The sequence below is a fragment of the Tsukamurella conjunctivitidis genome, assembly GCF_007858475.1.
Lineage (GTDB): Bacteria > Actinomycetota > Actinomycetes > Mycobacteriales > Mycobacteriaceae > Tsukamurella > Tsukamurella conjunctivitidis.
The window spans coordinates 57,873-71,305 of sequence record NZ_VIGX01000001.1 but is presented as its reverse complement, the minus strand read 5'-3'; the positions used below and the strand labels follow the sequence as shown (position 1 = coordinate 71,305).

Annotated in this window: 15 protein-coding genes; 5 read left to right on the top strand and 10 right to left on the bottom strand. The window is 71.8% G+C overall.

What is annotated here, in order from left to right; translation table 11 throughout:
* Positions 1-31: 31 nt before the first annotated feature.
* The gene (locus tag FK530_RS00310) at positions 32-982 is read right to left on the bottom strand and encodes a metallophosphoesterase (RefSeq protein ID WP_146485006.1); all 951 of its coding nucleotides are present in this window, start codon (positions 980-982) and stop codon (positions 32-34) included.
* Between the two features lie 53 nt (positions 983-1,035).
* On the opposite strand from FK530_RS00310, the gene FK530_RS00305 reads away from it, so the two are divergent.
* Positions 1,036-1,500 carry a GatB/YqeY domain-containing protein gene (locus FK530_RS00305; protein WP_146485005.1) on the top strand — a complete coding sequence of 155 codons (465 nt, stop codon included), beginning with the start codon at positions 1,036-1,038 and terminating at the stop codon, positions 1,498-1,500.
* A complete protein-coding gene (locus FK530_RS00300; protein ID WP_146485004.1) occupies positions 1,500-2,000 on the top strand; it encodes a hypothetical protein in 501 nt (166 codons plus the stop codon). The genes FK530_RS00305 and FK530_RS00300 overlap by 1 nt, the downstream gene beginning before the upstream one ends.
* 1 nt (position 2,001) lies before the next feature.
* On the opposite strand, the gene FK530_RS00295 is transcribed toward FK530_RS00300, so the two are convergent.
* The 9 genes from FK530_RS00295 to FK530_RS00255 all read right to left on the bottom strand — a co-directional run bounded on the left by FK530_RS00295 (position 2,002) and on the right by FK530_RS00255 (position 9,706).
* Positions 2,002-2,358, bottom strand: a complete 357-nt coding sequence (locus tag FK530_RS00295) for a fluoride efflux transporter FluC (protein ID WP_146485003.1) — start codon at positions 2,356-2,358, stop codon at positions 2,002-2,004.
* Entirely contained in the window at positions 2,355-2,687 is a 333-nt protein-coding gene (locus FK530_RS00290; protein ID WP_262406727.1) for a fluoride efflux transporter FluC, read from the bottom strand. Before FK530_RS00290 ends, FK530_RS00295 begins: the two co-directional genes overlap by 4 nt.
* 49 nt (positions 2,688-2,736) lie before the next feature.
* Positions 2,737-3,162: an organic hydroperoxide resistance protein gene (locus tag FK530_RS00285; RefSeq protein WP_068525953.1), complete on the bottom strand. Its 426-nt coding sequence runs from the start codon at positions 3,160-3,162 to the stop codon at positions 2,737-2,739.
* A gap of 117 nt (positions 3,163-3,279) precedes the next feature.
* Complete coding sequence (locus tag FK530_RS00280; RefSeq protein ID WP_146485001.1) at positions 3,280-3,702, bottom strand: Fur family transcriptional regulator; 423 nt, start codon at positions 3,700-3,702, stop codon at positions 3,280-3,282.
* A 39-nt stretch (positions 3,703-3,741) separates the two neighbouring features.
* Positions 3,742-4,623 (bottom strand): poly(3-hydroxyalkanoate) depolymerase, encoded by an 882-nt coding sequence (phaZ, locus tag FK530_RS00275; protein ID WP_146485000.1) that lies wholly within the window; start codon positions 4,621-4,623, stop codon positions 3,742-3,744.
* On the bottom strand, positions 4,620-5,072 hold the full coding sequence (locus tag FK530_RS00270; protein ID WP_146484999.1) for a MaoC family dehydratase: 453 nt from the start codon (positions 5,070-5,072) through the stop codon (positions 4,620-4,622). Before FK530_RS00270 ends, phaZ begins: the two co-directional genes overlap by 4 nt.
* A 6-nt stretch (positions 5,073-5,078) precedes the next feature.
* Entirely contained in the window at positions 5,079-6,779 is a 1,701-nt protein-coding gene (locus FK530_RS00265; protein WP_146484998.1) for a PHA/PHB synthase family protein, read from the bottom strand.
* A gap of 33 nt (positions 6,780-6,812) precedes the next feature.
* The gene (locus tag FK530_RS00260) at positions 6,813-8,315 is read right to left on the bottom strand and encodes a long-chain-fatty-acid--CoA ligase (RefSeq protein ID WP_146484997.1); all 1,503 of its coding nucleotides are present in this window, start codon (positions 8,313-8,315) and stop codon (positions 6,813-6,815) included.
* 185 nt (positions 8,316-8,500) lie between these two features.
* Positions 8,501-9,706, bottom strand: a complete 1,206-nt coding sequence (locus FK530_RS00255) for a PucR family transcriptional regulator (RefSeq protein ID WP_231706437.1) — start codon at positions 9,704-9,706, stop codon at positions 8,501-8,503.
* 64 nt (positions 9,707-9,770) lie between these two features.
* Between FK530_RS00255 and FK530_RS00250 the strand changes: the two genes are divergently transcribed.
* From FK530_RS00250 to FK530_RS00240, 3 genes are all read left to right on the top strand, one after another.
* Complete coding sequence (locus tag FK530_RS00250; RefSeq protein WP_146484995.1) at positions 9,771-10,616, top strand: LysR family transcriptional regulator; 846 nt, start codon at positions 9,771-9,773, stop codon at positions 10,614-10,616.
* Entirely contained in the window at positions 10,598-11,515 is a 918-nt protein-coding gene (locus tag FK530_RS00245) for a serine hydrolase (protein WP_231706436.1), read from the top strand. The genes FK530_RS00250 and FK530_RS00245 overlap by 19 nt, the downstream gene beginning before the upstream one ends.
* A gap of 71 nt (positions 11,516-11,586) precedes the next feature.
* Positions 11,587-13,389: a penicillin-binding transpeptidase domain-containing protein gene (locus FK530_RS00240; protein ID WP_146484994.1), complete on the top strand. Its 1,803-nt coding sequence runs from the start codon at positions 11,587-11,589 to the stop codon at positions 13,387-13,389.
* Positions 13,390-13,433 lie beyond the last annotated feature (44 nt).

The following is a 13,433-nucleotide window of genomic DNA, read 5'->3' as shown; positions in this document are numbered from 1 at the left end:
TACAGCCACCGTCGGGCAGGAAATCGGCAGGTCAGGCCTGCACCGCCTCGGGGGCGATGACGGGGCCGAGCTCCACCTCCCGGTCGCGCACGGGCGCACCGACAAGGGTGAGCAGCGAGGCCTCCGGCCGGCAGAAGGTGCGGAACGGCGCCCACGGCGACGTGCCCAACCCGGCGCTCACGTGCAGCTTCATGTGCGCGCCCCACGCCGAGGCGCCCTTCACCCGCGAACGGTCGAGCCCGCAGTTGGTGATGAGCGCGCCGTACACCGGCAGGCACAGCTGTCCGCCGTGGGTGTGGCCGGCGAGGGCGAGGTCGTAGCCGTCGGCGGCGAACCGATCGAGTACGCGCGGCTCCGGCGAGTGGGTCAGGGCGAGCCGCAGGTCGACGGCCTCGTCGGCGCGGCCGGCGATGGTCTCGTACCGGTCGCGCTCGATGTGCGGGTCGTCGACGCCCGCGACGGAGATGGTCACGCCACCCGCATCGATGCGGTGCTTGGTGTGCGTGGCGTCCAGCCAGCCCCGCTCGGAGAACGCGGCCCGCAGGTCCTGCCAGGGCAGAGGCTCCCCGTGCTTGCGCTCGTGATCCTTGTCGAAGTACTTGGCCGGATTCTTCGGCGTAGGCCCGAAGTAGTCGTTGGAGCCGAAGACGAACAGGCCGGGACGGCCGAGCAACGGGCCCAGCGTCTGCACCACCGACGGGACGGCCCGCGGGTGCGAGAGGTTGTCGCCCGTGTTCACCACCAGGTCGGGCTCGAGCGCCGCCAGCTCCTGCACCCAGGCCTGCTTGAGCCGCTGCCCGGGCGTCATGTGCAGGTCCGAGATGTGCAGGATGCGCAGCGTCGGCGTGCCGGGCGGCAGGATCGGCAGCGTGTGCTCGCGCAGCGTGAAGGCGTTGCGCTCGAAGACCGTGGCGTAGGCGATGGACGCGGCGCCCGCGCCCGCCAGACCGGCTCCGGCACGAAGAAGAGGATGAACTGCCATTCCCCCAGGATACTCAGCAGCCGCACCCTCGCACACCGCGTAACTTGGAGGACATGTCAGAAGTGAAGGCCGCTATCCGCGACGACCTCAAGACCGCGATGAAGGCCAAGGACACCCTGGTCACCGGCACGCTGCGCATGCTCCTCTCGGCGATCCAGAACGAGGAGACCTCGGGCACCGCACACGCGCTGACCGACGAGGAGTTCCTCAAGGTGGTCGCGCGCGAGGTGAAGAAGCGCGGCGAGGCCGCCGAGATCTTCGAGGCCAACGGCCGCGACGAGCTGGCCGCCAAGGAGCGCTCCGAGGCCGAGGTCATGTCCCGCTACCTGCCGAAGCAGCTCGGCGACGACGAGCTGAACGCCCTCGTCGACGCCGCGATCGCCGAGGTCACCGCCGAACTCGGCGAGGCCCCGACGGTGCGCCAGATGGGCCAGGTCATGAAGGTCGCGAACGCGAAGGCCGCGGGCGCGGCGGATGGCAAGCGGCTGTCCTCCGCCGTCAAGGCGAAGCTCGCGTAGTGGGTAAACCGAGCCGGCCGGGCGCGCTGTGGCTGTGGGTCCTCGTCTCGCTCGCCGCGGGCGCCGGAGCGATCGCCCTGTACGTCACGGCGATCATCCAGTGCTCGGCGCTGCTCGGCACCACGGGCTACCCGGGGAACTTCCCCGCGTCGCCGCTGGGCGTGCGCACGATCACGATCCTGATCATCGCCATCGCGGGTCTGGTGACCGTCGCGGCGATGGTCTTCACGGGGTTGTTCGCCCTGTTCGGGCAACGCTGGGCGACGCTCCTCTACGGCCTCGCCGTGTTCGCCGGATTCCTGCTCGCCGCGGCGTCGGTGCTGCTCGGCAACCCGCGCGACTACAGCGATCCGGTGAGCCGCTTCGGCATCGACTACAACGGGGCTCCGCTCGCGGGCCTACCGATGTGGGGCGCGCTCATCGTGATGTTCCTGTGCCTGCTCTCGCTCGGCCTCACCCGCCCGGTGTACCGGTACGCGGTCGAGCGCAGCGGCGCGTGACTCACAGCGCGCCGAGGGCGTAGCCGCCCCACACCGCGACCACGCTCGCGCCGAGGGTGCACAGCCCGTAGGCGAAGCCGTCGCGGTAGCGCTTGTCCCGCAGCAGGGTCAGGGTCTCGACGGTGGCGGTACTGAAGGTCGTGTAGCCGCCGCAGACGCCGGTGCCGAACACGGCCACCACCGTCCCGCCGAGTCCTCCTCCCGCCGCGGCCCCGGCCAGGAGACCGAGCACGAACGAGCCGGAGACGTTGATCGCCGCCGTGGCCCAGAAGGACAGGCGCGCGCGCAGCGCACCGTCGACCAGGTAGCGCAGGACGGCACCGACGCCGCCACCGACGCAGATCAGCAGCGTGATCATCGGCGCACCACCGCAGCCCCCGCGAGGGCCGCGACGAGACCGAGGAGCACCGTCGCACCCGCGTACAGGGCGCCGACGGCCGGGCTCGCGTCGTGGATGTCCAGCGCGAACGCGCTGTACGTGGTGAGGCCCCCGCAGAAGCCGGTGCCCAGAAGAAGCCGGATGCGACGATGCCGCTCGTCGTCGGGCCGCCGGGACAGCGCCTCGACGATGCCGCCGAGCAGGAACGCTCCCAGCATGTTCACCGCGAAGGTGGACCAGGGATACGGACCGTGGGGCAGCCAGTGCCCGACCTCGGCCCGGAGAAGTGTGCCGGCCGCGCCGCCCAGGAAGACCAGTCCCAGGGCGGCGGGCCGCAGTAGCGTGCTCAGGCGCCGATCAGACCGCGGTGGTCAGGTCGACGTCGATGTTGCCGCGCGTCGCGTTCGAGTACGGGCACAGCTGGTGCGCCTTGGCGACGAGGGCCTCGGCGTCCGCCTGGGCGAGGCCCGGCAGCGTGGCCTTGATCGCGGCGTTGATGCCGAAGCCGGACTCGGTCTTGCCGAAACCGACGGTGACGTCGACGGTCGTATCGTCCGGGACGGCGACCTTCTCGTTGCGGCCCACGGCGCGGATCGCACCGAGGAAGCACGCGGCGTAACCGGCGGAGAACAGCTCCTCCGGGTTGGTGCCCTCGCCGTTGCCGCCCATCTCCTTCGGGGGCCGGGTGTCCAGGTCGATGCGGCCGGTGGCCGACTTCACGTGCCCGTCGCGACCGCCACCGGTGGCGGTCGAGGAGATGGTGTAGACGACGTCCAAGCTCATATCCGGCGCTCCTTCGCGTGAGGTTGTCCGCCCGGGTCCGGGCGGCGTTCCCTTCCGACAGTAGTCCGAATCACAACCGGCCTCCGGCCGAGGCTCCGATCCACGGCCGGCGGGGGATCAGTGGGCGCAGTCCGGGCAGTAGCCCCAGAAGGTCACCTCGGCCTCGTCGATGACGAAGCCGTGGTCGTCGTCGGCGGTCAGGCAGGGTGCGGCGCCGACGGCGCAGTCGATGTCGACGATCTTCGCGCACGACCGGCACACCAGATGATGGTGGTTGTCGGCGACGCGGGCCTCGTAGCGGACGGCGGAACCGGCGGGCTCGATGCGGCGGAGCAGGCCCTTCTCGGCGCACACGCGCAGCACGTCGTAGACGGTCTGCGTGGCGACGGTGCCGAGCCGGCCGCGCAGGTACTCCGCCACGTCGTCCGCCGTGGCGTGCGGGTGACCGTCGAGGTAGCCGAGCGCGGCGACGCGGGGCGCGGTGATCCGCAGCCCCACGCCCCGCAGCCGGTCCTCGGCGGTGGTGTCCACCTCACTCATGCGAATTAGAGTACGCCCGACTTTGGAATGATTCCAGGGTCAGTCGCCGGGTGTGAGCAGCCCGGCCCCCCGGCCGCGCCACTGCCGCTTCCCCAGATGGGGCGTACCGAGGAAGTCGTCGATCACCGGGGCCAGCACATCGGCGCGGGTCACCAGGTCGACGTGGCCACCCGCGTGGCGGTGCAGCGTGGCCCGCGGGAGCAGCGTCTCGAAGATCCGGCCGTTGATCATGGGGATGATCGGATCGTCCTCGCCGAAGACGAGCAGGGTCTTCTGCCGGATCGCGGGCAGCGCGAAGATCGACGTCCACACCGAGCCGGCGAGCAACTGATGCAGGTAGCCCATCTTCGAACCGGCGTGCATCTGCCGCTGGAAGGTCTCGGCGATGTCGGTCCCGTCCTGCCGGACCGTGCCGCCGTACAGCTCGCCCGCGACCTGCGCGGCGTACTCGGGATCGCGGAACCGGCGCGGCGTGACCATCTTCCGGAGCACGCGGGGATCGCCCGGCACCATGATCGCGCCGGTGCCGGTGGAGACGAGGATCAGGCGCCGGCAGCGCATCGGGTTCTGGAACGCGAACTGCTGCGCCAGCGCACCGCCCCAGGACAGGCCCAGGATGTCGACGACACCGATGTCCAGCTCGTCCAGCACCCGGCCCAGGACCCACGCGAGGTACGGGAAGCCGTACGGGAGGATCGACGTGGGCGACTCGCCCGTGCCCGGGACGTCGAAGCGCACCACGGGCCGCTGCGGATCGAGGGCCTCCACGAACGGGTCCAGCACCTCGAGGCTCGCGCCGATCCCGTTGCACAGCACCAGGGGCACGCCCGTGCCGGGCCGGTAGCGCACCCGGATCCGCTGGCCGCCCGTGGCGATGAGCTCGTCGGGCAGGTCCACCTCGGCGGTGGTCTCGTCGCTCATCGGTACAACACCACCGTCTCGGCGATACAGGCCGGGCGGTCGGCGCCTTCGACCTCGTAGGTCAGGCGGATGACGGCCTCGATCCCGGCGGGCTTCTCCTGCGCTCCGGCCAGTTCCACGGCGGCGCGCACCCGCGAGCCGACCGGGACCGGCGCGGGGAAGCGCACCTTGTTGAGGCCGTAGTTCACGGCGGCCTGCACCTTCTCGACGACCAGCGCCTCGGCGATGAACAGCGGCGCCAGCGAGAGGGTGAGGTAGCCGTGCGCGATGGTGCGTCCGTACGGTCCGGCGGCGGCCTTCTCCGGATCGACGTGAATCCACTGGTGGTCACCGGTGGCATCGGCGAAGAGGTTGACCCGCTCCTGGTCGATGGTCATCCACTCGGTGGTGCCGAGCGGCTGCCCGACGCGGCCGAGCAGTTCCTGCGGGGTGGAGATCGTGGTGGTCATGGAGCCTCACTTCTCGTGGACGTAGGTGCCGGGCGCCGGGGCGAGCGGCTCGTAGCCGGGGGCGCCGAGCTGGGACGGCGCGTCGATCTCGGCGCCGCTGCGCTCGCTCAGCCAGGCCAGGTGGTGGGGCCACCAGGAGCCGGACTGCTTCTCGGCGCTCTCGAACCACTCCTCGGGGGTCTGCTCCTGCAGCACGGGCGCCGCGCGGAAGGAGGACTTCGGGTTGCCGGGCGGGTTGACCAGAGCGGCGATGTGGCCGGCGGTCGACAGCACGTAGGTGTTGTCCTTGCTGCCCAGCAGCGCGGCGCTGCGCTCGGTGGCCTGCCAGGGGCAGATGTGGTCCGAGATGCCGCCGAGCACGTAGGCGTCGCACTCGATCTTGGACAGGTCCACCGGGGTGCCCATCATCGTCTGTTCGCCGGGCGTGACGAGGGTGTTGTGCAGGCCCATCGTCACCATGTCCTTGTGCAGGGCGGCCGTCATCCGGGTGGTGTCGGCGTTCCAGAACAGCACGTCGAAGGGCGACGGGGAGCGGCCCTGGATGTAGTTGTTCACCCAGTAGCGCCACACCAGGTCGGTCGGGCGCAGCCACGCGAACATCTCGGCCATCGAGGCGCCGTCGAGGTAGCCCTTGCTCGCCGAGCTGCGGATCGCGGCCTCGGCTCCGCGCTCGCTGGCGAGAGCCGATCCGATGCCGGCGTGGCTCTGGTCGAGGACGGTGACGCCGAGCGTGAGCCCCGCGATCCGGTCGCCGTGGCCGGTGGCGAAGAGGTGCGAGATCATCATCGAGGTGAGGATGCCACCGGAGCAGGTGGCGAAGAGGTTCGCCTTGTCGGAGCCGGTGATCACCTCGAGCGCGTCGAGCGCCTTGACGATGGCGGCGCCGTACTCGTCGAAGCCCCAGTCCCGATGCCGCGCCGAGGGATTGCGCCAGGAGATCGCGAAGACCTGCTGGCCGCCCTTGACGTAGTACTCGATCAGGCTGCGGCCCGGCGCGATGTCCATGATGTAGAACTTGTTGATCACCGGCGGGATCAGCAGCAGCGGCGTCTCGCGCACCTGCTTGGTCTGCGGGGCGTAATGGATCAGCTCGAACATCCGGGTGCGCAGGACGACGGTGCCCTTCGTCGTCGCCAGCGTCTCGCCCACGGCGTAGGCGTCGGGATCGATCATCGACGGGATGCGGGGCGTGCTGGCCATGTCGCGGGCGAAGTTCTTCGCGCCGCGCAGCGCCGAGAGTCCGCCGGTGTCGATGAGCGCCTTCCACCCGAGCGGGTTGAGGAGCGGGCTGTTGGTCGGCGAGAGACCCTCGATCGCGTTGTCGAGGACGAACCGCATCTTCTCGGCGTCCTTCCAGTCGAGGTCCGCGTCCTCGTACAGCTGATCGGCGGTGTCCGACGCGGCGAGGTAGGCCTGCTCGACGCGGCGCAGCAGCGGGTTCTGCGACCAGGCCGGATCGGAGAAGCGGAAGTCGCCCTTCTTCGGTGCGCGCTGGCTCTTGCCCGCGGCGATGAGCCCCAGCTCCTTGATCAGCCCCGCGCCGCGCTCGGCGACGGTGACCGGCTTGCCGGCGAGCGACTGCGCCATCCGCGCCCACGCGGCGTTCGGGACCATGCGGGAGGCGAAGGACTTCGTCGAGTTGACGAGCAGCATGTCGAGCGGCGCGCCGAACTCGTCCTCGGGGGTGCGATCGGTATCAGTGGTCATGGTGATGACTCGGCTCTCTTGAGGATTCGGGTTTCAGGCGGTGTACTCGGACGGGACGGAGATGTCGCGCTTCTGGACCTTGCCGGTGGCGCCCTTCGGCAGCTCCGCCAACAGCCAGACGTGGCGCGGGTACTTGTACGCGGCGACGCGCTCCTTGACGAAGTCGCGGACGGCCTCGGCGGTGAGGGTGCTGCCGGCCTTGAGCGCGACGGCCGCACCGACCTCCTCGCCGAGCGAGGCGTGCGGGATACCGACGACGGCCGCCTCCGCGATCTCGGGGTGGCTGTAGAGCACCTCTTCGAGCTCGCGCGGATAGACGTTGAGCCCGCCGCGGATGATCATCTCCTTCTTGCGGTCGACGATCGAGAAGTAGCCCTCCTCGTCGACGATGCCGATGTCGCCGGTGGCGAACCAGCCGTCGGCGTCGATCGACGCGGCGGTGGCGTCGGGCAGGTTCCAGTAGCCCTTCATGATGTTGTGGCCGCGCACCTGCACCTCGCCGCGCTCGCCCTGCGGCACCTCGTTGCCTGCGTCGTCGACGACGCGCATCTCGACGCCCTCGATGGGGGTACCGATGGTGCCGGGCTTGCGGGGCTTGTCCGGGTGGTTGAAGCACGCGACGGGCGAGGTCTCGGACAGGCCGTACCCCTCCATGATGATGGCGTTGAAGGCCTTCTCGAAGTCCGTGATGACCTGCAGCGGCAGGGCGGCACCGCCCGAGGCGCAGGCCCGGAGCGAGGAGACGTCGTCGCCGGGCTGCAGCGCCGAGACGAGCGCCGCGTACATCGTGGGCACCCCGAGGAAGACGGTGACGCGATCGCGACCGATCACCTCGATCGCCTTGCGCGGGTCGAACCGCGGGATCAGCGCGAGTGTCGCGGCGAAGCGGACCGCGGCGTTGAGGCCGCAGGTGAGGCCGAAGACGTGGAACAGCGGAAGGCATCCCATGACCACGTCGTCGCTCGACAGGTGCAGCAGGGTCCGGCCGGCGATCTCGCAGTTGCGGCCCAGACCGTCGTGCGTGAGCTCGGCCCCCTTGGGCTTGCCCGTGGTCCCGGAGGTGTGCAGGATGACGGCCGTGTCCGACGGTTCCCGGGGCTCGACCGCCGCCGTCGGCTCGTACTTCGCGAGGAGCGTGGCGAGGGCCGCGTCGTCGCCGAAGTGACAGGTCGCGCCGGCGGCCTTCGCGCCCGCCTCGGCGTCCGCCGCGAAGACCGGCGTGGCGAACAGCGCCTTGGCGGAGGTGTTCGTCAGGTAGAACTCCACCTCGGCGGCCTTGAGCAGCGGGTTCATCGGCACCGCGACCGCCCCGCGGCGCATGATGCCGTAGTAGACGATGGCGAAGGCCGGGGTGTTCGGCAGCATGATGCCCACCCGGTCACCGGCGTCGATCCCCTGCTCCGCGAGGTACGTGGCGAAGCGCGCGGAGGCGTCGTCGAACTCCGCGTACGTGAACTGGAGATCGTCGCACTTCAGGGCGATGGTGTCCGCGTGCGAAGCGGCGGCGGCGGTGAGGTTCTCGGCGAGGTTCGTCATCGGAGTCCTTCGTGGGCGGGTGTCGGATTCGTCCTCTACAGAGTGACCCGGAACACCCTGTCGCGTCGATGGTGACGCAAACACCGTTCACCCCGCTGGGGTGTCACCAAACACAATCACCACAGCTTGGAATTGCAATCCAGCACCCATCGGCTTTGTCAGCCTTCATATCCACACCGAGGGCCTCAGGCCGTCACGTCGCGCGACGTCCCCACCCGCAGACGGACCCGGGCATCGACCTCGAAGGCCAGGCACAGCTCGGCGACCTCGCGCGGCGACCCCACCGAACGCCCCGTCAGCTGCTCGACCCGGCGCAGGCGATGCCGGACGGTGTTGGGGTGCACGAACAGCTCGGCGGCGGCGTCCTTGACGTTCCCGTCGTGCGCGACCCAGGCGCGGAAGGTCGCGAACAGGGGCTCACGGTCGTCGTCGGGCAACTCGTACAGTCCGCGCAGCACGCCCCGCGCCAGGTCGACGGTGGTCTCGGGGGCCGCGATCGCGGCGGTGCCGAGCACGGAACCGTCGAACACCGAGACGCCGGTGCCGGGTCCGACCAGCTCGCGGCGGGCGAAGTTGAGCCCGTGCGGGGTGTCGCGCAGGTCGCCGAAGGGCGCGCTCACGCCGACGCGGGCGACGGCGACCCGCCGCAGCAGGTCGATCACCGCGGTCCGCATCGCCGGGGTCGGTGCGTGGATGATGCCGATCTGCTGGTCCGGCAACAGCCGCCAGGCCGAGTAGGCGTCGATCGCGCGGAGGCGATCGGCGATACCGGACAGCGGGGACCGGCCCACGTCGACGGTCGCCGCCGCCACCGCCAGGTACGGGCCCGTCGTGGGTATGCGCAACAGGGTCGCGATCTCCCACAGGCTCTGATCGCTCGGGATATGACCCTGCAGAAGGTATTCCGCGAGCGCTGCGCGCTCGGCCGCATCATCGAGCGCCTGCTCGGTGGTGCGGTCCCGGTGCGCGCCCGCCATCGCGTCGACGAACGCGTCCTGCGCCTCCCACATGTGCTGCGTCGCCAGGAGCAGCGCCTGCCGGCTCAGGCCGGGCCGCGCCTCCGCGATCGCGTGCACCTCCTGCCAGACGCGGTGCACACCGATCCGGTAGGCGTGCATGATCGCGGCCAGCGGCACCCCGATCTCGGCGCGCGTGCGGCCGGTCGCCGCCGCCGGCGCCGTGTCGAAATCGCTGTCGGTGAGCGCCCGCACCATGTAGCTGAGGTTGTCGTGCACCGCGGCGGTCACCATCTCCTCGGAGACCGCGCCGGCATCGGCGTAGAACGGGATCTCGCTCCGGATGGCCTCGACGACGGCCACCGTGATCTCACCCATCCGCGCGGTCAGGGCATCGCGGATCTGCGCGATCTCGGCGTCGACGGATGCACTCACGCCTGTCGATTGTGGTGGTTCCCACCGCCGCGCGTGCGGCTTTCGGCTGGCTAGACTCCGGCGCATGGACCTCATCCGGCACCTGCGCTTCTTCGTCGCGGTCGCCGAGGAGCAGCACTTCGGCCGCGCCGCCGACCGGCTCGGCATCACCCAGCCGCCGGTCTCCGCGGGCCTGCGCCGGCTCGAGGAGGCCCTCGGCGTCACGCTCATCGACCGGAGCCGTCGCGGCGCGGACCTCACCCCCGCCGGACGCGAACTGCTGCCGCGGGCCAGGGTGATGGTCCGGGACGCGGACCGGTTCGTCGCGGAGGCGGCGCGCCTCGGGGCCGGCACCGGTGAGCGCCGGGTCGCGCTGTGCGACGCGCTCGGCGCCGCGGTGGCCGCGGCGTGCGCCGCCGCCCTCTCCCCCGGGATCGACGGTGCGCCGCTCACCCTCTCCGCGGGCGCCTCGCCGCAGCTCGCCCGGGCGGTGGCCGAGGACCTCCTGGACGTCGCGGTGGTCGAGCACCCCGTGCTCGGGGACGGCGCACCGTCGGGACCCGTGATCGCGCTGCCGCGGGACTTCCTGGTGCCCGAGGGATTCCGCTCGCCACGGCTGCGCGACCTGTCGGCACTGGCGGTGGCGCTGCCGCCCCGCGCGGCGAATCCGCCCGCGGCCGATCTGCTCCTGGACCGGCTCACGGCGCGGGGCATCACTTCGACGGTCCTCATCACCGAGACCGAGGCGGCCGCGCACGCCGCCGTGGCCGCGGGCCTGGCGTTCACCCCCGTCGCCGCCGGCGACGGCACCCCCGCCGGGACCGCCCGCCGCCCGGCGACGGACTTCCCGCTGCGGGTCAAGGTCCTGGGCCGCCGCGACCACGCGGACGCGGCGCGGCTCGAATCGGTGCTGTGGCGGCTGGGCCGGTGACCGCGGCCGGGCGGATCGACGCCGTCTTCGCCGACGCCGGGTGCAACGGCTGGCTGCACGCCCGCGTCGTGGGCCATCCGTCGGATCCGGTAGCCGCACTGTCCGTCGGCGGGGAGCAGCCCGTCGTGCCGGCATCGGTCTACAAGGTGCTGCTCCTCGTCGCCGCGGCGCGCGCCGTCGACGCCGGTCGCCTCGACGCCCGCACCCGGATCGTCGTCGACCCCGCGGTCTCGACGCCCGGCCCCACCGGCATCGCGACACTCTCGGACCCGGTCGAGATGAGCGTGCGCGACCTGCTGCGCTCGATGATCGCGGTCTCGGACAACGCGGCGGCGGGCGTGCTGATGCGCCTCGTGGGCCTGGACGCGGTGCAGCGGACCGCCCGCGACCTGGGGCTGCACGGCACCCGCATCGTCGGCGGCGATGCCGAGATCCACGCGGCGATGATGGCGGAGACCGATACGCACACCGTCGCGGAGGCCTTCGCAGCGCTCGCCGACGACGATCTCGCGAGGCCCGTGCGCGCCTACGACCCGACCTTCGGGAGCGCCACCACGGCCGCGGACATGACCGCCCTGCTCGCCGCTGTCTGGTCCGATACGGCCGCGTCGACCGAAGAGTGCGCGTTCGCGCGGTCCGCACTCGCCGGCCAGGTCTTCCGGCACCGCATCGCCTCCGGCTTCGGCTCGGCGCCGTCGATCGCGGGGAAGACGGGGACCCTGGGCGCGCTCCGCAACGAGGTCGCGGTCGTCGCCTACCCGGGCGAGTACCCCGTCGCGGTGGCGGTGTTCACGCACGCGGCGCGCAACGATCCGAGCCTGCCGCGGGTGGACGCCGCCATCGGAACGGTGGCGGCCCTCGCGGTAGACGCGCTTCGAACACCTTTGGACCTGCACTGATAGCGAACCGCTATCGTCGGCGCCGGTTTCGCTCTTTGGCGGGTATCGATGGCACGGGTTGACTGGGGCGCATGCGCTCCGTCCCGACCAGGCCCGCCCGCTCCGCTCCCGGCGTCGCCCCGACCCGATCCGCCCGCAGCGGCGCGGCCGTCCTCGTGACCGCCGCCCTCGCGGGCTCCCTCGTCGCCTGCTCCGAGGACGACGTGGTGACGAAGTTCGCGACCGCCCTCTCCGGGCGCGACGCCTCCCACGCCGCCAACCTCACCTCGGACCCCGAGTCCGCGACGAAGGCGCTGCAGGCCACCTTCGACGGCATGGGGGACGCGAAGCCGACCGTCACCGCCGGCAAGGACGGAGAGGACCGGACGCTCACCTGGTCGTGGGCACTCCCGCGTAAGCACGGCGTGCGGTTCACCACCAAGGTCGCGGCCGGGGGCGGGAAGGTGACCTGGGCGCCGACCGTCGTGCATCCCGACGCCACCGCCGAGGGCGCGCGCCTGCTCTACGCCGACGAGAAGCCGTACGGCACCTCGGTGGTGGATCGGAAGAACGCGCCGTTCATGACCTGGCAGACGGTCACCGTCGTGAATCTGGACCCGGCGAAGGCGGCCTCCGCCGCGGACGCCCTCGCCACCCGGCTCGCCGCCGCCGACCCGACGGTCAGCGCCGCCGGGCTCCGGAAGACGGTGGAGGGCAAGGACTCCCCCACCGCCGTCATCTCCCTGCGCGCAGCGGACGCGAAGAAGGTCGGCACCCTGACCGGGATCGACGGGGTGACCGTCCGCGAGGAGGGGCGCCTGCTCACCGCGGCGCCGGTGCTGCGCTCGCCGGTCGTGGCGGGCCTGGAGGAGCGGTGGCGCAGCGCGGTCGACGCCGCGGCCGGCGCTTCGGTCACCGTCGTCGACGGCGAGGGCAAGCCGCTGCGGCTCGTCGACTCCTTCCCCGCCGCCCAGGTGCAGCCGGTGCGGACCACGCTCGACGCGGGACTGCAGCGCGCCGCGAACGCGGCCGTCGCCGGCGAGAAGCGCGCGACGATGCTCGTCGCGATCCGCCCGTCGACGGGCGGCATCCTGGCGGTCGCCCAGAACGCGGCCGCCGACAAGCAGGGCCCCGTCGCGCTCACCGGCCTCTACGCTCCCGGCTCCACCTTCAAGACCATCACCACCGCGGCCGCCCTGGACGCCGGGATCACCACGCCCGACGCGCAGCTCGCCTGTCCCGGCCGCGCGACCTTCGGCGACCGCACCATCCCGAACGAGAACGAGTTCGCCCTCGGCACCGTGCCCCTGCACACCGCCTTCGCGAAGTCGTGCAACACCACGATGGCGGGCCTGGGCACCAGGCTCGGCGACACCGCGCTCACCGACACGGCCAAGCGCTTCGGCCTGGGCGTCGACTTCACCCTGCCGGGTGTCACGACGGTGACCGGCTCGGTCCCCGCCGCGCGCACCCCCGCCGAGCGGGTAGAGGAGTCGATCGGCCAGGGCCGGGTCACCGCCTCGCCCTTCGGGTTGGCCGTCGTCGAGGCCTCGCTCGCCGCCCGCACGACGGTCCGGCCCTCGCTGTTCGACGGTGAGCCCGCCCCGGCGAACGCGCAGCCCCAGCCGATCGATCCCGGCGTCGCCGACGCCCTGCGCGCGGCGATGCGCGAGACGGTGACGTCCGGGACGGCGACGGCGCTGCGCGACATCGAGGGCCTCGGCGGCAAGACCGGGACCGCCGAGTTCGGCGACAACACCCACGCGCACGGCTGGTTCGCCGGCATCGTCGGCGATCTCGCGTTCGCGACCCTCGTCGTCTCCGGCGAGAGCTCGGGCCCCGCGGTCTCCGTGAGCGGCGCCTTTCTCCGCGGCGCGGGCGGCGATCTTCCCTGACTCGACTGTGCGATCGCACGTCGTGTTGCTAACCTGAATATCAT